Raw genomic sequence first — 19,013 nt, 5'->3', positions numbered from 1 at the left:
TCGTTTTTAAAGAATTTCAAGTTTTAATTTCATAATTTTTCAAAATTAGAATTTTTAGCATAGCATTTGTATAATAGATTGTATCTGATCGTTCAGATAGAAATCATAAAATTTTATTTATAGAGTGTAGAGATTTGCCAGTTGAGTTGATGTTCTGTTCTATCATTTTAAGTTTCTAATGACGTTGGATGACGTGAAAATGAGTATTATTCAATACAATAGCGCAACCACCAAATGACAAAATTGAATACCAAAAACAGCTCAGATGTCGCCTTGTGTATTTTGATAAGGAAAAACCGGCAGCAGGGATTTGAGAAACTCTACAAAAGCTATGGCTGTATATTGTATGGTCTTGCTCTGAAATCGGTTTCCTCCAAAGAACTGGCAGAAGAAATCGTACAGCGAACTTTTCTGAATGTCCTGAAAAAGATAGATTTTTTTTCGGATCAGAAATATTCCTTCCACATCTGGATGATCCAGAATCTTATTGCTGCCATTAAAGAACTCCTTACCGAAAAACATATTGAATATAATTTTACTTTACATCAGTTTCCGGAATTCAGTTTCGAGCTGAAGCATCATATTTCACCTTATTCCTTTCCTTCTTCTTCCCAATCCGAGATCAGCAGTTTATGATTTTCTGAAAAATATTTAGCCTTAATCAAAAACTGTGGTATCCGTTATTTTAATATCAGGATTTATTTTAAGTTTTTGGCAGACAAATTGTTACAGATTAGAAATCAATTAAAGAAATATCCCGAAAATCAAACCACAAATATAATATCATTATGAAAAATTCAATCTTAAGTATTCTTGCCATCGCAGCAATGGTAGCGTGTAAAAAAAATGAAACGACAAATGTAGATACTTCTACAGACAGCACAGCAATGACTGCTCCTGCAGATTCCGGAATGATGAACAACGATTCTGCTACAACTGCAGCGCAACCTGCGGTAAACGCCTCTGCTTCTCTCAGCGATCAGGACAAAATGTTTGCCGATGCCGCTGCAAAAGGCGGAATGATGGAAGTGATGCTGGGAAAACTGGCTGCAACCAATGCTGAAAGTGCTACCGTAAAATCTTTGGGAGAAATGATGGTGAGTAATCACACCAAAGCTAATGAAGAACTGAAAAAATGGGCAATGACGGTAGGTTATACTTTACCGACTGCTATGGATGCCGATCAACAGAAAATGTATGACGATCTGAAAGCCAAAAAAGGAAAAGATTTTGATAAAGCGTATGCAAATCTTATGGTAAGCGATCATAAAGAAGATATTGCGGCATTTAAAAAAGAAGCTTCAGCGGGTTCTGAAGCATCATTGAAATCTTTTGCAAGCGCAACGCTTCCAACGCTGGAACATCATTTGATGGAATCCGAAAAAGCGATGATGGCTGTTAAATAGGAAAGATCAAAAAAGAACTTTTAAGAAGATCCTCAGAATCTGTAAAATGATTTTGAGGATATTTTTATTTGAATGTTTGAAAAGGAAAATTTCGATTATTTAAATTTACTATGATCCTGCTCATAATGATTTAATATCCAGATTTTTAAATTTGTAAATAATCACAAAGAAAGAAGTATGAAGCCGAAACAGATTCCGGGAGTTCCGATCCAGAAGAAAGGCGGATTCCACGATACAGAAAGTACCAAACAGTGTAAGATTTTAGAAATCAATTCAAAATTTGCTGTTCTTAAAGAGCGTTTTTTCTCCATCAATCGCTGGAAAGAATACTGTGGTAAAGCTTCTGCTGATTTTAAACATTTTGATGCTTCCGGAAACGTTGCAGACCGAATTCCCAGAAAAGGCGATTTTATAAGAATTTCCATTCCGGATCCCGGAACGGTAGAAGCTAAAGGATATGATTGGGTGGAGATTATCAATATTTCTCACAGGGATACAGACAGAAGTGAATCGTATCTGATGATGTGCAGACCTTCCAAACAGCCCAATAAGCTGATAAGTCATATTGCGCATTTTTATACTCCTGCAGCAACATCCAATATGTTGATTTCCAGAGAAGGCAATATTTTAAAAGCCGCAATCTACGGCAGGAACGAAAGTCCTAATTTCAATGCGTCTTTTTGGGATAAAGTAAGAAATTTTTTTATTGCTTTAGGCGGAATTTTCGGATTCGGGAAAATGCAGTGGAAGATTCTCACGGACGGATTACTTGATTTTGATTAAAATTATTGATACACTTGTTTTTTCACCCATTTTACTTTTTTATTGAACTCCTCAAAAGCTTGAGGAGTTTTGGTTTAATATGTTTTGAAGATAAATTTAGAATCAGTAAAGTTTTTTTCCAAGATTTTTAAACCACAATTCCGTAGTTTCTTCCGCCGGAATATTCAGTTTGGTTCTCAGGTTATGCTTTCGGTTTCGTACAGTACTCACAGTTCGGAACGTATAGCCTGCAATGTCTTTTGTGTTAAAACCCAAATAGATGAAAGCGCATAAAGTGAGTTCTGAGACCCTTAATTTGGGATCAATCTTCAGCAGTTCATTCACAACTTCAGGATAAACCTCCTGAAAACGGGTGAAAAATTCTGGACTGTTGCTTTTGGCAAGCTCGATGATATCCTCAAAAGATTCATTTACCTTTTGCTGAAGCTGCATATTTTCTTCCTCTTTTGTATTTATCAGTGCAATATTTTCTTTTTTTCGGGCATTATGTTTTTTTAAAGTATAAAGATATATCGCTATAAATAATACAATCGTCAAAGCAATGAAAAAATACAGTTTGGTATACGTTTTCTGATTGCTGATTTCTTTTTCCTGAATGATTTTTTTTACGGGGAAATCCTGTATTTTTTGTTTTTCAACAGAAAGACTGTCGTTAATCTTGGTATATTTTTCTAAACTTTCAGTAGCTTTATCTGGCTGATTCATCAGTTTATAAGCATCCGCCAAAAGTCTGTGGGTATCTTTTATATCTTGAGGTTTGTTCAGCTTTTTGGAAATTTCAAGAGATTTTTCAAAATAGGAAACTGCATTTTTATAATCTCCCTTTTCTAAATAATATCTTCCCCAGTTCCGGTCTAAGATTGATCTTTCGAACGAGGTTATTTTTTTAGAAAGATCGAATTTTTCTCCCAGATCCAAATAGAATTTTGTAGAATCTGTATTTTTTTTGAATGATGTAAAATATTTGGCGAGTCTTGAAGCGGTGTATGCTGAAGGATTTGCTTCGTGGGCTTTAAAAAGATCCGAATACATTTTGGAGTAATTTTTTTGCTCTTCATAAACAACGGAACGCAGACTGTAACAATACTCCAGATTGGGCTTGCTGTTGCTTTTTTTCGCGGCATCTATAGCTTTCTGATAGTATTCCAGAGCCAGCGCATAAAATCCGAGATTTTTATAATTTCTTCCATATTCAGCGTTTATTTTTGTGAAAACATCGTCATTATTCAATGCTTCATTTTTTTTTGAAGCAATATCCAGAAAAGCAAGACTTTCCTTTGTTTTATAAAGGTTACTCGATACATTGGCTGCAATAATGTAGGTTTTTAGAGCTTTCTCTTCGTCTTTCAGCCGTTCATATCCTGAAATTAATTCTCTGCATACAACCAAAGATTCGTTCAGTTTTCCTTCAGAACGCATTACCAAAAGACGGCTGAAAAGGGAATCAAGTTGCTTTTTGGACTTTTGACCCAAAACAAAATTTGAAAAGAGTAAAATTACTAAAAAAAATAATGCTTTATTTGAATTCATAAATTAGTACAATCATCACAAAATAAAATTACTTAAAATTAACAGTATTCAGTTATAATTTAAAAAAAGACAGATTATTAAACCTATCCTTTCCGGATATTCCTTTAAATAGATTTGATTTTCGTGAATACAGAAAAACGTAAAGTACATTTTTCTTTTTTTTTCAGACAGAATTTTTATCCATTTCTCAGAAAATAATTTTCTTTAAAAAATTAAAAAAAACTTCTTATAAAAAACAAAACTTTCTTCGGAAATGAAAAAAGTTTTGCAACGTGATTATTGGATTCATTTGTGATTTACCTCCTTTTTTGTTGTTTGCAAAGAAAAATAATCTTTTGTGATAGCTCAAAAAAAATAGGCATCTATTCTGTATCTATTTACTGTAATGTTTTGAAAATCAGTTTTTATTTTTTTTGTTTTACGAAACTTTTTTTAAATCAGATTCTTTTTTTCGTAAAGTTTCCATTTGTAAATTGTATTTCTGCTTATCTTAAATTGAAGGGAAGTTTCAATATTATTCAGATTATTTTTTTTCTGGTATTCTATAATTTTTTTTATATCAGACCTCTTATAGGATTTGTGCTTTTGATTTTCGTCTTTTTTCTGAACTTCTTTCCCGAAAATAATTGTGTTGAGGTTGATGATATCAAAACTTGACAATGTTTTTTTTCTGAGAATTTTTTCACATTCTTTACGTTTTTCAGGATGTTTTTTCTCCAGAATATCTGAAAATATAAGTTTATAATTGGGCTGGATTTCCTTCATAATTATGGGCTTTTTTATTTAAGAATTGAATCTATTTATTAATCTTTTCATATTTATTAATCCATTTGTATAAAGTGGTTTTAGGAATGCCGTATTTTTCGATAACCTGACTTCTGCTAAGCTCTCCGGAATTGATCTGATCCAGAATAAAATCTATAATTTCTTTGGTATAGATGTTTTTACGAAAAGAAGGAAGGCTGGATCTGTGGGTTGTTTTTTTTATCAGATTCAATGCGGAGGTAGGTGGAGAGTACAGGATTAAATGTTGGCTGTAAATCCTGAAGAAATCGTATTCCAGAAGTTTGCACCATTTCAAAATGGTAATTGCATCTATGCTTTCTGAAGTCAGTATTTCTTCAATTTCATTTTCTGTCTTACCCATAAAATTGCAAATTCTTGTAAGATCTATATTCGTCTCAATAATCCTCTGATTGATGAGCGAGCCAATATGAATATTTTTAAAGTTCAAGTTGTGTTAATTTTTGATTTAATGACCAAAATAAGAGCAATATTTTTATATAGTGAAAAAAATACCCATCTATCAGGATTCTACATTTTTATATGAATATTTTTTAAATGTATGTTTGCTCTCTTATTTGTAAAATTCCGCTTTAATAGTAGCTAAAACGTACTTTTGTTTAATTATAAAAAATACTGGATTTATTCTTAAGGCTTCCAAAACGTCCATTTCTGTCCGTTGAAAATAATCAGTCGGTGTTTCGTTGCATCTGTTGGATGTTTAAGAAATGCCATCATTCCCGGAGACGGATTTTTAATATTGGTAAAATTGGAGACTATTGGTAAAACCAATGCTTTATTTGGGGAATCCAATACCAGAACACCGTCCGTAGATGTGCCTGAATTTCCGATAATTGCCCTTGCTCCGTTGAAATCATTTAAAGGTAATGCCTGTGGTGTTTTTACTGTATTTTCTATTACGGTAGAGTAGCCGGAACGAACGCTTAGATCTGTCCAGCCTGTATTTTCATTTTTAACTTTTATTTTATACTCTGTATTTGAAGTAACATCAAAAATAAAGGTTCCTCCTTTAGAATTATTGGTTCCTGAAGGTAAGGTTTCTGTATAAGGAAGAATAATACCTTTGTCGTTATCTGTCCCGAATTCTAAAAGAACGGAAGTGCTGCTGACATTTCCTACAGAATTTGCAGATCCTATTCTTACCTGCGAAAAAACTTTTCCAAATATGAAAACGAATAATATAATTGCGGTCTTTTTCATTGTTTAAAATTTAAATTAATAAAAACGATAATAAAAGCAACCGGATAAATCATCATTTAAACGGTTGCAAAAAATGAGTGAATTAAGGACAACCTTGTGTGCTGAAACATTTCCAGCCTTCGCCGGCTCCGGCTCCCATATAAATTTTCATGCATCCTGCACCTGCATTTTCATCGGTATCGAAAACCATCATTCCGACAACCGGAATGGCAATCGTAGTTTCCGGACTGGAGTTTCTTGTAATGACGAAACCTTTTGTTTTGGCTTCTAGTGCAGTATACGCTGAATTTCTGATCATCGGCCAGCTTGCATTGCTTCCTCCGGCTCTGCCCAAAACTGTAATTCCCTGCTTTACAGGATAAGTTTGTCCCGCTACTAAAGTCGGATCTTCATAGCAAATACATCCTTTTACCATTGTATTCTGAGAACTTCCTATGCTTTGTCCCGTTGCATTGCTATATCCTGTAGGCAATGATGAAAATTGCGGAAGGCCAATATTAATTCCTGTTGTGCTTACACATGTTGCAGAAGCACAGAGATTTTGGTTTATGGTTGTGCTGCCTCCGCTGAGTGATCCTCCTGCTGTAACCAGTTCAGAATTGGCAATATCAGCTCCTCCTTCGCCTGCATCAGAACAGCCGTCTGCATCAGAATCTAAGTCTAAATAATCCGGAATACCGTCGCCATCAGTATCACTGCATGAGTTTATTACTACAGATCCCATTCCAAGATCTCTTACTTGAGAACCGTCACTGTTAGCTATAAAAGTAAATACCAAATCCCCTGAAACAGGAGTGCTGTTTGGTAAAGCAATAATAAGATTACTATTCGCAGATTTTGTAGAGTTTGATGTTACTAATGGAAGGGAAGCTATATTTACAGATGCTCCGTTATTAGCTGTAACTACAGGCGATGTTGTATTATTAACAGTAGCGGAGGAAATTGTTGCGTAAACTGTTCCTGCATACGAAACGGTGAAGGTAAAACCTCCTGTATTATTACCTTGTGTGGTTCTAAACCAATACAAATTGTTTAGATTGATAAAAGTAGTACCGAAAACACTAGATATGTTTCTTGATAAAGTAGTTGTAGTTCCTGCATCTCTTCTAAATTCAAGGCCATTGGTGTTAAGATTAACTCTTCCCGTACCTGAACCCCAAGTACCGCCATATGTACCATCAACAGTCCAGTCAGGTACTGTATCTGTATTACCACCTGTAGTTGGAAAAGTACTATTAAGAATGGTGCTTCCGCTGCATTCTGCTGTATCCAAAATTCCATCGTTATCATCGTCTACATCGGTACTGTCTGGAATTCCGTCTCCATCAGAATCTGGATTTACTGTTGCTGTTGAAGAATTATTTGCGGAAACAGGATCAGCCTGTGTAGATGTTCCGCTAATTGTAGCCGTGTTGGCATAGTTTCCTCCTGCTTTTACAGTTGCTGTAATGGTAAGTGTTGCATTAGCTCCGTTGGTTAGGTTTCCAATAGTCCAGTTCGGAGCTGTCCAAGTTCCTGCAGAAGTTGTGGCGTTTACGAAAGTATAACCGGAAGGTAAAATGTCATTTACTACAACATTACTTGCGGAATCCGGACCTACATTACTTGCGGTAATGGTAAAGATTACATTGCTTCCTACTCCTGCTGTTGGACTGTTTACCGTTTTTGTTACGGCTAAATCTGCAATTATTGCCGCAGCTCCAAATTCTGAAGTATTTCCATTTGCATCGATCGCTATTGCTACTAATTTATCACCTGATGAAAATGTAGCTCCTGAAACAAATGTTAACGTCTGATTACTAAAAGCATTTGCAACTCCTGTAATGCTTCCTAAATATTGAACTCCCTCACCATGACTGGTTACTCTGGTACAGACTCCACCTGTAATGGCTCCATTTTGGTCGCCATCATCAGCAACTTTATAAAACTGAATGGTTTTATTTCCTGCAATAGTAGCTCCTGCTGTAGACTCATTTCCATTACAAATGCTTATGTATCCTGAAACATCCAGAGTTGTAGCAGATGTAATGCTATAACCAGTAATTACAGGATAATCCAGTAATAAATTAGGCTGATTGGCTGTTGTCACCCCATCATTGGGCGATACTCCATAGTCATTAGCGGTTCCGTTCCAACTTGCCAGATCTATAGGTAATCCCGTATTATTATAAAAAACATTTCTTGAGATTCTGTTGTTATTGGATGCATTGGCGGCGACACTACTGCTATTGGTAATCATCACACCACCGCGTATCGTTGCTCCGGATTTATATCCATTATTGGCAATAATATTAGCTTCAATATCATCCCTTGTGTTATCATCATTAGATCCTATAATATTATTGTTAGCACCATTTCCATTTGAGTTTATATACACACCTGCATTTCCGTTTCCTAAAGCGGTTGTTCCGTTTGCTCCTAAACCTATATAATTTCCTGCAACAATATTATTACTTACCGCAAAGTTATTGGATGCTAAGTAAACTCCGGCTCCGTTAAGATTTCCGGAAATTATATTTCGTTCTGAGGCATCTTCAACACCATCACTGTCGGTTCCTATCCTGCAATTTGTAACACTGTTTAAGCTTACTCCGGCTCCGGTACTAAAAGTTAGTGCTGTACTGTATGTTCCGTTTGGTAATGCTGTATTTCCTGTGGCATCAACCCCTACATAATTACCTGCAACGACAATATTATTTGTCCTTGTAGCTAAAGTTGCACCTGCAAGAGTAGCAGCAACCACAGCTCTGCCTCCATTACCAGAAATTATATTTCTTACAAATGGGGCATCAACAGCAGTATGAATTCTGTCATCAAAACCTATAACAATATTATTAGGTACAAATAATCCTGCTCTTTGCTGAATATTAATTGCGGGATAAAAACCATCTCTAGTAGCATTTGGTTTTGCCACAGTACCTGTATAATCGGTTCCTATATAGTTACCTGCGATGTTGATTCCGCTTCCACTTTCTATAGCAATACCATAATTAGTACCTCCTGAAATAATATTTCTTTCAGCTTCATCAGAGATTCCGTTAGCATCAGTTCCAATTACAACATTAGTTCCAGTTGTTCCGATAAATGATATTGGCATTCCTTCAGCAGCAGGTACGTTTTGTCCGATTGATGAAACCGTTGTGCCATCTGGTAAAAGTCCGAAATAGTTACCTGCTACTTTACTGTTGTTTAATATTAAACCCACATCTCCATAAAAAAATATTCCGTTAACACTACCGCCGGCAACCGCATCACGATAAGTATTGGCAATAACATTACCTTCATTAACATCATTTGTACCACCATTTGATCCTCCATCACCGTTAGTTCCGATAATTAGATTTGAAATAGTTGCAGTTGCAGAAGTCGAGCCAATGAACAGAGCTGATGATTCTAATCTGGTGTCGGCTGGATTAGCACTAACACTGCCGTTTCCAAGCAATCCAAAATAGTTTCCCCAAATATGCAATCCGTTAATACTTGCCGGTAAGAAAATACAAACTCCTTTGGTATTATACATTGCCAAACCACTGATGGAAGATCCGTCTGATCCGCTAACAAAAGCAAACATATGGGAGGTAATATCATTTCCATTAATCTGAATTCTGATACTGCGACTGCTTGATGGTCCTAAAGGACCTTGAACTGCAGATGCTGCCGTATATCCTCGAATACTTACTTGCCCTGTAATATCAGGTAGAGATGATGTTAAAGTAATTGTATGAGTCCCGGTTCCTAATCCACTAAAAGTAATGATATCAGCTCCGGGATTCGAATTAGCTTGTGTAATGCAGTATCTTAAGGTTCTTACTGTTGAGGAACCAGTTCCGTCTCCATTGTTATTTACATCATAAGTAGCTGCTTTCAGGCTGTTTATGTTGCTTAAAAGCAATAACATCAAAAATAAAGCAAAGCTGAATTTTTGATGTTTTCTATAAAAAATTGTAAAGAATTTCATTATTTTAAAAATTTTATTTATTGGTTATAGTCACCAAAATATTTCATCAAATTGTTTTCATTTATATTGAAAGAATAGGAGGAGGTCTTACAGAAAAACATACGTTGGCTGGTTGAGAGAAAAAATGAAAAATTTTTGATTTTAAAATTTTTACTTCACTGTAATCATAATCTTGGTTTACAAGATATTTTGTTACAGCTATGTCTATAACTTTAAAAACCTGCGTAGATGTTACAGCGTAATTTTGTCTCTTAGTTGTTTGAAAGTGATTGTTTGTATTGGGGAAATCTTTAAAATTTACCTCGGAAGATTCTTTGTTTTCTATTTTTTTTCCTGCTGTACTTTTATTTACCGAATCAAGTTTTCTGGAAATACCTTTATGTTTTGTTCTTCTTTCCCTGAGACTTTTTTTGCTGTTTTTTTCAGACGAAATTTTAACAGATAATTTATGATCTATCGGAACTTTTGTTATAACTGAGTCGAATAGTGATTCTTTTTCTGCATAAATATATGTTCCTTCTGATACGAAAATCTGAGAAGGACAGAACTGAACAAGCAGTAATATAAAAACAGTAAAAACTTTTTTCATTTTAAAAAAGTTTTTTGCAGATGGATAAATAAAACGGGACAATTGGAACTGATTATGTTTTCTGGTTCAAAGGAACGCAAACAAACCTGTTTAAACACAAAAAAAGCCTATCTATTGTGTATCTATTTTATTTTAATATGTTGAATTTTAGTTATTTATTTTTTAAACTTAACATAATTGAGCTTTTGTCTTTCTGTTTTGTTTTATCTTTTTGAAAAATTGAATTGGGATTTTTCTGAACTGTTTCAGGAGATAAACAATGCAGAATTGAGATGTTTTACATCGGGAATTTTGGGGTTGGAAATAAATAAGGCATTCTGAAATTCTCAGAACGCCTTTCATAATTTTGTTTTATCAGTTGTTTCTATGAAATCTCAGAAGCAAACATTTCTTTATTAAGATGCGCAATATGTGCTTTCAGAAAAGCATGAAGTTTGGGATTTTCTATAATGGAATCGGAAAATGTAGGGACAATCATAGATTTATTGGAAACAATGTTCTGCATTATTTCGTATTCTTCGCCGAAAAAGATTTCAAGTCCGAATTCCTTTTTTACACAGGAATGCAGATAATCATTAATATACTTTTTAGAATCAACAGAAACTGTTTTTTCCGCTTCAGAATCATTTTTCATACCCAGATCTTATAATTTTTAAAGGTAATAAAAAATATTTAAGTGTATAAATATTTATTAGTTTAAATTAAATAGTATATTTGTATACTAATTTTTACAAAATGGAATATTCTTTGATTAAAGACATAATAGGATTATTAGAAGAATTTGAAGCAGAAAATTCCGGAAATTTATATTCTAAAGATATTGATGGATTTAAATCCTGGATATCTGATAAAGAATCTTCTAAAAATAAGAATAAGGAGACAGAACCCTACTGGGAAGGAAAAGAGAATGGAAGAAGTCCTGAAAGTGCCATTAATACACTTTTGGTACATCTTAACAGATATGCAAAAACTTATTCTAAATCTGCAATCGCGGATTCCGAATTTTCTACGCAGGAAGAATTTATATACCTGATTAATCTGAGAGCTTTTGGAAGAATGACCAAAACAGAGCTGATTAAAAAAAATATTCAGGAAAAACCTGCGGGAATGCTCATTATTACAAGATTATTAAAACAGGGATGGATCGAGCAGACCGAATCTGATGACGATAAGCGAAGTAAGTACATCAGCATCTCAGAAAAAGGGAGACTGGCTTTGGAAAAACAAATGGAGAAGATCCGCACTGCTACAAATATTGTTGCAGGAAACCTAAATCATATAGAAAAAATGGAACTTATACGTATTCTGAACAAGCTTGATCGTTTTCATCATCCGATATTTTCCAGAAATATCGACAGCAAAGATCTTATCAACACCGTTTATCAGGAATACACATTCAAAAACTAAAACTATGAGCAAAAAAGTAGCAATTATCGGTTCAGGATTTTCCGGCTTGTCGGCAGCTTCCTATTTATCCAAAGACGGATACGAAGTTCATGTTTTCGAAAAAAACAGTGGAGTGGGAGGAAGAGCCAGACAATTTACAACGGATAATGGTTACGTATTTGATATGGGACCAAGCTGGTATTGGATGCCCGATATTATCGAAGCCTTTTTCAACGATTTTGGAAGAAAATCTTCAGATTTTTACGATCTTATTCCTCTGAATCCTCAGTTTGAAATGGTATTTTCAGACGGAGTGATGGGAATTCCGGAAAGCTATGAAGAGATGAAAAACCTTTTCGAAAGCATTGAAAAAGGAGCAGGAAAGCAACTTGACGAGTTTATGAACGACGCACAGTACAAATATGAAGTCGGCATGAAAGATTTTGTTAATAAACCCTGCCATTCATGGTTTGAATTTGTTTCTCCAAAAATTGCAAAAAGTGCTTTAAAATTAGATTTACTGACGAATTTTCAGCGCTTTGTAAGAAAATACTTCAAAAATCCTAAGCTTATTATGCTTATGGAATTTCCAGTAATCTTTTTAGGAGCAGCACCAAAAGATATTCCGGCTCTTTACAGTTTAATGAATTACGGCGGCTACAAATTGGGAACATGGTATCCGATGGGAGGTTTTGCAAAAGTTACACAGGCAATGATGCAGATCGCTTCCGAAAACGGAGTGCATTTTCATTTTAATTCCAACGTCGAGAAAATTATTCTTGAAAACAATAGAGCGGTCGGTCTGAAAATAAACGGTGAGGAATTTAGATTCGATACAGTTATAGCTTCATCAGATTATCAGCATACCGAAACTTTACTTCCGGAATCTCACAGAAATTATGACGAAAAATATTGGGAAAAGAGAGTATTTGCTCCTTCATGTCTTATCTATTATTTAGGTTTTAACGAAAAGATTCCCAATCTTACCCATCACACTTTATTTTTTGAAAACGATCTTGAGCTTCATACCAATGAAATTTACGAAGATAAAAAATGGCCTACCAAACCATTGTTTTACGCTTGTTGCCCTTCAAAAACAGATAAAGATACCGCACCGGAAAACGGAGAGAATGTATTTCTTCTGATGCCTGTTGCGCCGGGAATTGAAGATTCTGAAGAAATGAGAGAAAAATATTTCCTTGAAATGATCTCAAGACTGGAAAAACATACCGGAACTTCAGATCTTATTGCTAAATTAGAGTACAAAAGAAGCTACTGCGTAGAAGATTTTAAAAAAGATTATAACGCATACAAAGGAAATGCGTATGGTCTTGCCAACACCTTATCACAAACTGCAGTTTTAAAACCTTCTGTAAAAAACAGAAAAGTTAAAAACCTTCTTTATACAGGTCAGCTAACGGTTCCGGGACCAGGAGTTCCGCCGTCCATTATATCAGGTAAAATAGTCGCCAGAGAAGCAATTAAATTGAATTAACTATGAAAAAACTTTTTGATGACCTGTCTTATAAAATCAGCAGGGAAACAACCAGACAGTACAGCACCAGTTTTTCTTTAGGAATTATGGCGCTTTCTCCGAAAATACGGAATCCAATCTATGCCATCTACGGTTATGTGCGTCTTGCCGACGAAATCGTAGACAGTTTTCATGATCATGATAAGCAGAAACTTCTTTCAAAATATAAAGAAGAAACATTCTGTGCTTTGGAAGATAAAATTTCTTTGAATCCTGTGCTTCACTCTTTTCAGGAAACCGTTCATCAATATAAAATCGATCATGCGCTGATTCATCAGTTTCTGAAAAGTATGGAAATGGATCTCCAGAAGATTGATTATAATTCAGATTTATACAAAGAATATATTCTGGGTTCTGCAGAAGTGGTAGGATTAATGTGTCTTCATATTTTTACAGAAGGAAATATTGATGAATTTGAAAGGCTGAAACCTTATGCCATGACTTTAGGATCGGCTTTTCAGAAAGTGAATTTCCTTCGCGACATGAAAGATGATTATAAGATCTTAGGACGTTCTTACTTCCCAAATGTTGATATTTCATACTTTGATAATGCAGTAAAAGCTCAGATTGAAAAAGAAATTGAAGAAGAGTTTAAAATTGCACTGGAAGGCATCAGAAAATTACCTCCATCCTCAAGATTCGGCGTTTATTTGGCATACAGATATTACATTTCACTTTTCAGAAAAATTAAAAAAACATCCGCAACCAAAATTATCAACCAGAGAATAAGAATATCCAACGGAAGAAAACTTTCTCTGATGATGAGCAGCTATGTACAATATAAAACATCTTTTTTGTAGATACATTCACTTTATACCCTTAATAATGAGACATAGATTATACAGAGAGCAGCAGTTGAATTGTGATATCGAAACCGCATGGAAATTTTTTTCTTCGGCAAACAATCTTTCCAAAATTACTCCTAAAGAGATGAACTTTGTTGTCCGCACCAAAATGGAAAATGACGAAATCTACGAAGGAATGAACATTGATTATTACGTTTCTCCTTTGTTCGGAATAAAAATGAAGTGGAGAACGAAAATTATTCAGGTAGATTATCAGAAGAGTTTTACGGATTTTCAGGAACAGGGACCTTATAAGCTGTGGCATCATCATCACGAGTTTATTCCCAATGAAAATGGTATTTTTATGAAAGATACGGTGGATTACGAATTGCCTTTGGGGTTTTTGGGAGAAATTGCGCACACTGTTCTTGTAAAGAAAAAAGTGGAAGATATTTTCACGTACAGATATAAGATTTTGGAAGAGATGTTTAATAAAAATACAGCCAAATAATGAATTTTCTAATTGTAGCTGCCACATTCTTTATTATGGAAGGAATGACGTGGATTATCCATAAATATGTTATGCATGGTTTTTTGTGGTCACTTCACAAAGATCATCATGATCACAGCAACGACGGGCCATTGGAAAAAAACGATTATTTCTTCGTTATTTTTGCTGTTCCTACGATTATTCTGATGTATTACGGAACCATGCAGAATTTTAACCACTGGTTTTACATCGGAGTCGGAATTGCCCTGTACGGAATGGCCTACTTTTTCGTTCATGATATTTTCATTCATCAGCGCTTTAAAGTTCTCAGAAATACCCAGAATCCATACCTTTTGGCAATCCGGAGAGCGCACAAGCAGCATCATAAACATACAGGAAAAGAAAGAGGGGAGTGTTTCGGATTTCTTTGGGTTCCGGTAAAGTACTTCAAAATGTATTTTAAAAAACAAACTACCTGAAAATGCAGCAATATACCTATCTGTTAGTTAATTTTTTTACAATTATTGTCTGCTTCATTTTTTCCTTTCATCATAAGATAAAATTCAACAGACATTTTAAAGCATTTATTCTTGCTTCCTCTATTGTAGCCCTGTTTTTTATCATCTGGGATATCTGGTTTACCAAAATAGGAGTGTGGTGGTTTAACGATAAATATCTTATAGGACTCAGAATTGTTAATCTGCCGATAGAAGAAATACTTTTTTTCTTCTGTATCCCTTTCTCCTGCATGTTTACCTACTTCTGCCTCGATAAATTTTTTAAGCTCGACTGGAAACCAGAGATGGAGAAAATATTCGTTATTTTTTCTATCGTTACTTTAATTATTCTCGCATTGTACTGTAGAGACAGAATCTATCCGTTTATGACGTGCTTAACGACGGCGATCAGTATGTTTGTACTGTATTTCATACTAAACGCAAGATGGATTGGCAAAGCCTCTTTTATTTATTTGATTTTAATGCCCGGTTTTTTAAGTGTTAACGGAATTCTTACCGGTACAGGACTGGATTCTCCCATCGTAAATTATAATCCGGAACATTTTCTGGGAATCAGGATCTTAACCATCCCGATTGAAGATACGGTTTACGGTTATGAGATGATTCTCTGGAATATTTTCCTTTTTCAGAAATTTAAAAAGAAAGAGCAGGCAATTGAAGTAACTGCATAATTCTATCATCATATAATCTTCTCTAAAATCTATTTTTCAGGCCACGGTTCTTCGGAATGTGTGGCTTTTTTTCGTCAATCTTTTATCAAAGTAATTTAGAAAAATACTTATGTAACAAAAGTAGCAATAAAACAGTTTTTTAATCATGAAATTTGTCCTTGTAAATATTGTACGAATGAACTTATTATCCATATTATTTGGCAAAAAAGATAACTCCGCACTGGAAAATGCATTGGAAAACAATTTTTTTCTGGTTGATGTGAGAACTCCTTCCGAATTCGCTTCAGGAAGTGTAAAAGGCGCACAGAATATTCCACTGAACGAAATTAGAAATCAGATTTCAAAGTTTAAAAACAAAAGCGAGATCATTGTATTCTGCAGAAGCGGAAACAGAAGCGCCATGGCAAAAGGAACACTGGAAAAAAACGGTATTTCAAATGTGGTGAATGGCGGAAGTTTAGAAAATGTAGTAAAAACGATGCAGAAAATCAAAAATATAGATTGATTTTCAGCCGAAAGTAAATCTACGGTAAAATAAAAAATCAAAAAATGTTTCACAATCTATTTAAAAACTGGAACTTTGTAAGACTTCTGCGATTGGCAATGGGAATATTCCTCACCATTGAAGCGTTAAAATCAGGAATGTGGTTTCTGATTATTACAGGAGTGATTTTTACAGTGATGCCATTGCTGAATATCGCATGCTGTTCAGGAGGAAGCTGTTCGGTTTCCGCCAAAAATCATAAGCAGATCAATGATGAAATTGAATATGAAGAAATCAAATAAAACCATTAATAAACAAAATAGAATATGAACAAATTTCAGGAAATCATCAGTCAGGATAAACCCGTTTTGGTAGACTTTTTCGCAGAATGGTGCGGTCCGTGCAAAATGCAGGCTCCCATTCTTCAGGATCTTAAAAAAACAATCGGAGATTCGGCAAATATAATCAAAATAGATGTCGATAAAAATCAGGCAGTTGCCGCACAATTCGGAATCAGAAGCGTTCCTACTTTAATGATCTTTAAAAACGGAGAAGTGAAGTGGAAACAGTCTGGAGTATTTCAGGCAGACGAATTGGAAAGATTAATAAAACAAAACATTTAAAATGTACAGAAACATCATCATTGCATTATTTTTAGTAGTCATTACAGGATGCGGAAAAGCACAGAGTATAACAGATAATGTACTTCCCGCAACCGAATTTTCCCAGAAACTCGATAAAACCAAAGACGCACAGTTAGTGGACGTAAGAACCTCCGGAGAATTTAAAAACGGACATCTGAAAAACGCAATGAATATCGACTGGAACGGAGGAGATTTCATAGAAAAAGCAGCCGCTTTAGATAAAAATAAACCTGTTTTCGTTTACTGTATGAGTGGGCCGAGAAGCACCGCTGCAGCCGCAAAACTCAGAGAATTAGGCTATAAAAACGTCTACGAAATGCAGGGCGGAATGATGAAATGGAGAAACGCAGATCTTCCCGAGATCAAAACATCAACAGCCAAAGGAATCACTCTTGCACAATACAATGATTTGTTGAAAAGCAAAACGCCCGTTTTGGTAGACTTCTATGCAGAATGGTGCGCTCCGTGCAAAAAAATGGAACCTTTCCTCAAAAAAATGGCTGCCGAAATGCCGGATAAAGTAAAGATCGTAAGAATTAATGTTGATGAAAACACAGAACTCTGTAAACAACTCAACGTTTCTGCGCTTCCGGTGCTCAAACTCTATAAAAACGATAAAATCGTTTGGGATAATCTGGGATTGGTAACCGAAGATGAGGTAAGAAAACAGATTGCCCAATAAATCATGAATAAATTTCCTCTGTGGATCAGAAAAAACTGGAGTACAGTAATCATGATTGCTGTACTCATCCTTTTGTGGGGAAGTCCCGATGCAAAAGCGTGGGTCATGAGACAGATGATTTCCACAGGATTATTCAATTCAAGAATAGAAGAAAAAACAGAAAAATCTTCACTTGTACCGCCAAATTTCAGTGTGAAAAATGAAAACGGAGAAATAACTGAAACTTCTCAGCTCAGAGGAAAAGTAGTCTTCATCAATTTCTGGGCATCGTGGTGTCCTCCATGCCGCGCAGAATTTCCCTCCGTTCAGAAATTTTATGATGCTTATAAAACAAACCAAAATCTGGTGTTTCTTACCGTAAATCTTGATGATGAAATAATTTTGGGTAAAAAATATCTGCAAAAAGAAAAATTCAGCATTCCTTTTCTGGTTCCAGACAGCAGTATTCCCAAAGAATTATACAGTGGCTCTCTTCCTACAACCATTATTTTAGATAAGACAGGGAAGATAAGAATGCACCATTCCGGAATGGCAGATTACAGCAAAGACTCTTTCTATCATGAAATTGAAACGCTTTTGAAAGAATAATCCTTTAAAATATAATACCGGTTAAACTATTTCGGAATTAGCCGCAAAAGACAATCATAAATCTATTAATAAAATAATCAAAGCTTTCAAAAGAATAAAAATCGAAGATTTTTTTTTAAACTGTTATATTCTTTTCTTACTACGCTTATTAACTTTTATAAAACATTAAAATCTTAACGATTGTCCGTAATTTGCCATAATTGAAAAAGCTTTGAGTTCTTTGCTGAGTGAATAGTTTATGCTGAGCTTGTCGAAGCACCTTTGCGAACTTAAAAACAGTTAGTATTTAACAAAAACTTTGCGAGCCTTTGCGTCAAAATTAGCATGATCATTAATAACGAATAATCTCATAATTTAAAACCATTCTTAACGAAACATTTTATAATTTTGCAGAAGTGAAAAAACTGATCTCGATACTATTGCTTAGTTTATACTTGGTTTCTACAACCGAGCTCTATCAGTTTTTGAAAATTCCGGTTCTTATTGAACATTATCTGGAACACAAACAGGAGAATCCGAAACTCACCATTGGTTCATTCTTCAAAATACATTACGATAATCCGGTAAAAGATTCAGATTATACCAAAGATCAGCAGTTGCCGTTTGTTTCCCACGCAGCGCATCTTATAATAGTATGTACACCTGCGACACCCTTTACGTTTCAGTTATCCGACAAAGAATCCAACCCGATTATTAAGTCCAAACAGACTTTTTACAAAAGCATCTTTTACAATAAAGATATTCTCAATTCCATTTGGCAGCCGCCGAAATCTTGTTGATTTTTTTCTGAATTCCTCTCAAATATTACTTTGGGAGATTTCTGATACTTATTGGTAAATTTTATACACGTTTTTATTTGGGCAGCTTAATCCGCCCTCCGTTCCCGCTTTTTGTAATTTTGCCAACGCTTTTCCAACCGAAAAATTACAAAAGAGCTCCACTCAGGTCGGGCTGCAAAAAG

The 19,013-nt window shown here is 34.9% G+C and carries 22 protein-coding genes; 15 read left to right on the top strand and 7 right to left on the bottom strand.

What is annotated here, in order from left to right:
• Nucleotides 1-234 precede the first annotated feature (234 nt).
• The 3 genes from B0E34_RS16325 to B0E34_RS16315 all read left to right on the top strand — a co-directional run bounded on the left by B0E34_RS16325 (nucleotide 235) and on the right by B0E34_RS16315 (nucleotide 2,189).
• On the top strand, nucleotides 235-636 hold the full coding sequence (locus B0E34_RS16325) for an RNA polymerase sigma factor (RefSeq protein WP_087711174.1): 402 nt from the start codon (nucleotides 235-237) through the stop codon (nucleotides 634-636).
• Nucleotides 637-788: 152 nt separating this feature from the next.
• Complete coding sequence (locus tag B0E34_RS16320) at nucleotides 789-1,406, top strand: DUF4142 domain-containing protein (protein WP_087711172.1); 618 nt, start codon at nucleotides 789-791, stop codon at nucleotides 1,404-1,406.
• 177 nt (nucleotides 1,407-1,583) lie between these two features.
• Nucleotides 1,584-2,189, top strand: a complete 606-nt coding sequence (locus B0E34_RS16315) for a hypothetical protein (RefSeq protein WP_087711170.1) — start codon at nucleotides 1,584-1,586, stop codon at nucleotides 2,187-2,189.
• Nucleotides 2,190-2,291: 102 nt separating this feature from the next.
• On the opposite strand, the gene B0E34_RS16310 is transcribed toward B0E34_RS16315, so the two are convergent.
• The 7 genes from B0E34_RS16310 to B0E34_RS16280 all read right to left on the bottom strand — a co-directional run bounded on the left by B0E34_RS16310 (nucleotide 2,292) and on the right by B0E34_RS16280 (nucleotide 10,904).
• A complete protein-coding gene (locus tag B0E34_RS16310; RefSeq protein WP_165763004.1) occupies nucleotides 2,292-3,662 on the bottom strand; it encodes a tetratricopeptide repeat protein in 1,371 nt (456 codons plus the stop codon).
• A 489-nt stretch (nucleotides 3,663-4,151) separates the two neighbouring features.
• On the bottom strand, nucleotides 4,152-4,484 hold the full coding sequence (locus tag B0E34_RS16305; protein WP_087711166.1) for a transposase: 333 nt from the start codon (nucleotides 4,482-4,484) through the stop codon (nucleotides 4,152-4,154).
• Between the two features lie 31 nt (nucleotides 4,485-4,515).
• Nucleotides 4,516-4,866: a helix-turn-helix domain-containing protein gene (locus B0E34_RS16300; protein WP_306460662.1), complete on the bottom strand. Its 351-nt coding sequence runs from the start codon at nucleotides 4,864-4,866 to the stop codon at nucleotides 4,516-4,518.
• A gap of 284 nt (nucleotides 4,867-5,150) precedes the next feature.
• A complete protein-coding gene (locus B0E34_RS16295) occupies nucleotides 5,151-5,723 on the bottom strand; it encodes a hypothetical protein (protein ID WP_087711162.1) in 573 nt (190 codons plus the stop codon).
• A gap of 82 nt (nucleotides 5,724-5,805) precedes the next feature.
• Nucleotides 5,806-9,681, bottom strand: a complete 3,876-nt coding sequence (locus B0E34_RS16290; RefSeq protein ID WP_087711160.1) for a DUF11 domain-containing protein — start codon at nucleotides 9,679-9,681, stop codon at nucleotides 5,806-5,808.
• A 61-nt stretch (nucleotides 9,682-9,742) separates the two neighbouring features.
• Nucleotides 9,743-10,270, bottom strand: a complete 528-nt coding sequence (locus B0E34_RS16285) for a hypothetical protein (RefSeq protein ID WP_123956664.1) — start codon at nucleotides 10,268-10,270, stop codon at nucleotides 9,743-9,745.
• Between the two features lie 364 nt (nucleotides 10,271-10,634).
• On the bottom strand, nucleotides 10,635-10,904 hold the full coding sequence (locus B0E34_RS16280; RefSeq protein ID WP_087711157.1) for a hypothetical protein: 270 nt from the start codon (nucleotides 10,902-10,904) through the stop codon (nucleotides 10,635-10,637).
• 101 nt (nucleotides 10,905-11,005) lie between these two features.
• On the opposite strand from B0E34_RS16280, the gene B0E34_RS16275 reads away from it, so the two are divergent.
• From B0E34_RS16275 to B0E34_RS16220, 12 genes are all read left to right on the top strand, one after another.
• Nucleotides 11,006-11,677: a MarR family winged helix-turn-helix transcriptional regulator gene (locus tag B0E34_RS16275; protein ID WP_087711155.1), complete on the top strand. Its 672-nt coding sequence runs from the start codon at nucleotides 11,006-11,008 to the stop codon at nucleotides 11,675-11,677.
• Nucleotides 11,678-11,681: 4 nt separating this feature from the next.
• Nucleotides 11,682-13,151, top strand: coding sequence for a bifunctional phytoene desaturase/3,4-desaturase (gene crtID, locus B0E34_RS16270; protein WP_087711153.1), 1,470 nt, complete (start codon nucleotides 11,682-11,684; stop codon nucleotides 13,149-13,151).
• 2 nt (nucleotides 13,152-13,153) lie between these two features.
• Complete coding sequence (locus B0E34_RS16265; protein ID WP_087711151.1) at nucleotides 13,154-13,990, top strand: phytoene/squalene synthase family protein; 837 nt, start codon at nucleotides 13,154-13,156, stop codon at nucleotides 13,988-13,990.
• A 25-nt stretch (nucleotides 13,991-14,015) separates the two neighbouring features.
• Nucleotides 14,016-14,486, top strand: a complete 471-nt coding sequence (locus B0E34_RS16260) for an SRPBCC family protein (protein ID WP_087711149.1) — start codon at nucleotides 14,016-14,018, stop codon at nucleotides 14,484-14,486.
• Nucleotides 14,486-14,944: a sterol desaturase family protein gene (locus B0E34_RS16255; protein ID WP_087711147.1), complete on the top strand. Its 459-nt coding sequence runs from the start codon at nucleotides 14,486-14,488 to the stop codon at nucleotides 14,942-14,944. Before B0E34_RS16260 ends, B0E34_RS16255 begins: the two co-directional genes overlap by 1 nt.
• Before the next feature lie 2 nt (nucleotides 14,945-14,946).
• The gene (locus B0E34_RS16250; RefSeq protein ID WP_087711145.1) at nucleotides 14,947-15,654 is read left to right on the top strand and encodes a lycopene cyclase domain-containing protein; all 708 of its coding nucleotides are present in this window, start codon (nucleotides 14,947-14,949) and stop codon (nucleotides 15,652-15,654) included.
• Between the two features lie 145 nt (nucleotides 15,655-15,799).
• Complete coding sequence (locus B0E34_RS16245; RefSeq protein WP_228423097.1) at nucleotides 15,800-16,159, top strand: rhodanese-like domain-containing protein; 360 nt, start codon at nucleotides 15,800-15,802, stop codon at nucleotides 16,157-16,159.
• A 44-nt stretch (nucleotides 16,160-16,203) separates the two neighbouring features.
• On the top strand, nucleotides 16,204-16,440 hold the full coding sequence (locus tag B0E34_RS16240; protein ID WP_123956662.1) for a hypothetical protein: 237 nt from the start codon (nucleotides 16,204-16,206) through the stop codon (nucleotides 16,438-16,440).
• A gap of 24 nt (nucleotides 16,441-16,464) precedes the next feature.
• Nucleotides 16,465-16,761, top strand: coding sequence for a thioredoxin (gene trxA, locus B0E34_RS16235; RefSeq protein ID WP_087711139.1), 297 nt, complete (start codon nucleotides 16,465-16,467; stop codon nucleotides 16,759-16,761).
• Nucleotide 16,762: 1 nt separating this feature from the next.
• Complete coding sequence (locus tag B0E34_RS16230) at nucleotides 16,763-17,464, top strand: thioredoxin domain-containing protein (protein WP_087711137.1); 702 nt, start codon at nucleotides 16,763-16,765, stop codon at nucleotides 17,462-17,464.
• A 3-nt stretch (nucleotides 17,465-17,467) separates the two neighbouring features.
• The gene (locus B0E34_RS16225; protein WP_087711135.1) at nucleotides 17,468-18,052 is read left to right on the top strand and encodes a TlpA family protein disulfide reductase; all 585 of its coding nucleotides are present in this window, start codon (nucleotides 17,468-17,470) and stop codon (nucleotides 18,050-18,052) included.
• A 395-nt stretch (nucleotides 18,053-18,447) separates the two neighbouring features.
• A complete protein-coding gene (locus tag B0E34_RS16220; RefSeq protein ID WP_087711133.1) occupies nucleotides 18,448-18,831 on the top strand; it encodes a hypothetical protein in 384 nt (127 codons plus the stop codon).
• The last annotated feature ends 182 nt before the right edge of the window (nucleotides 18,832-19,013 follow it).

Source organism: Chryseobacterium mucoviscidosis, assembly GCF_002177115.1.
Classification (GTDB): domain Bacteria; phylum Bacteroidota; class Bacteroidia; order Flavobacteriales; family Weeksellaceae; genus Chryseobacterium; species Chryseobacterium mucoviscidosis.
The sequence above is the reverse complement of the archived record's forward strand: the minus strand, read 5'-3'. Positions and strand labels throughout refer to the sequence as shown.

Coding starts and splice junctions, on each gene's coding strand:
- B0E34_RS16230 (WP_087711137.1), top strand. CDS start 16,763: ATGTACAGAAACATCATCATTGCATTATTTTTAGTAGTCATTACAGGA.
- B0E34_RS16255 (WP_087711147.1), top strand. CDS start 14,486: ATGAATTTTCTAATTGTAGCTGCCACATTCTTTATTATGGAAGGAATG.
- B0E34_RS16320 (WP_087711172.1), top strand. CDS start 789: ATGAAAAATTCAATCTTAAGTATTCTTGCCATCGCAGCAATGGTAGCG.
- B0E34_RS16265 (WP_087711151.1), top strand. CDS start 13,154: ATGAAAAAACTTTTTGATGACCTGTCTTATAAAATCAGCAGGGAAACA.
- B0E34_RS16260 (WP_087711149.1), top strand. CDS start 14,016: ATGAGACATAGATTATACAGAGAGCAGCAGTTGAATTGTGATATCGAA.
- B0E34_RS16305 (WP_087711166.1), bottom strand. CDS start 4,484: ATGAAGGAAATCCAGCCCAATTATAAACTTATATTTTCAGATATTCTG.
- B0E34_RS16325 (WP_087711174.1), top strand. CDS start 235: ATGACAAAATTGAATACCAAAAACAGCTCAGATGTCGCCTTGTGTATT.
- B0E34_RS16290 (WP_087711160.1), bottom strand. CDS start 9,681: ATGAAATTCTTTACAATTTTTTATAGAAAACATCAAAAATTCAGCTTT.
- crtID (WP_087711153.1), top strand. CDS start 11,682: ATGAGCAAAAAAGTAGCAATTATCGGTTCAGGATTTTCCGGCTTGTCG.
- B0E34_RS16245 (WP_228423097.1), top strand. CDS start 15,800: ATGAAATTTGTCCTTGTAAATATTGTACGAATGAACTTATTATCCATA.
- B0E34_RS16285 (WP_123956664.1), bottom strand. CDS start 10,270: ATGAAAAAAGTTTTTACTGTTTTTATATTACTGCTTGTTCAGTTCTGT.
- B0E34_RS16275 (WP_087711155.1), top strand. CDS start 11,006: ATGGAATATTCTTTGATTAAAGACATAATAGGATTATTAGAAGAATTT.
- B0E34_RS16240 (WP_123956662.1), top strand. CDS start 16,204: ATGTTTCACAATCTATTTAAAAACTGGAACTTTGTAAGACTTCTGCGA.
- B0E34_RS16280 (WP_087711157.1), bottom strand. CDS start 10,904: ATGAAAAATGATTCTGAAGCGGAAAAAACAGTTTCTGTTGATTCTAAA.
- B0E34_RS16295 (WP_087711162.1), bottom strand. CDS start 5,723: ATGAAAAAGACCGCAATTATATTATTCGTTTTCATATTTGGAAAAGTT.
- B0E34_RS16225 (WP_087711135.1), top strand. CDS start 17,468: ATGAATAAATTTCCTCTGTGGATCAGAAAAAACTGGAGTACAGTAATC.
- B0E34_RS16315 (WP_087711170.1), top strand. CDS start 1,584: ATGAAGCCGAAACAGATTCCGGGAGTTCCGATCCAGAAGAAAGGCGGA.
- B0E34_RS16300 (WP_306460662.1), bottom strand. CDS start 4,866: ATGGGTAAGACAGAAAATGAAATTGAAGAAATACTGACTTCAGAAAGC.
- B0E34_RS16250 (WP_087711145.1), top strand. CDS start 14,947: ATGCAGCAATATACCTATCTGTTAGTTAATTTTTTTACAATTATTGTC.
- trxA (WP_087711139.1), top strand. CDS start 16,465: ATGAACAAATTTCAGGAAATCATCAGTCAGGATAAACCCGTTTTGGTA.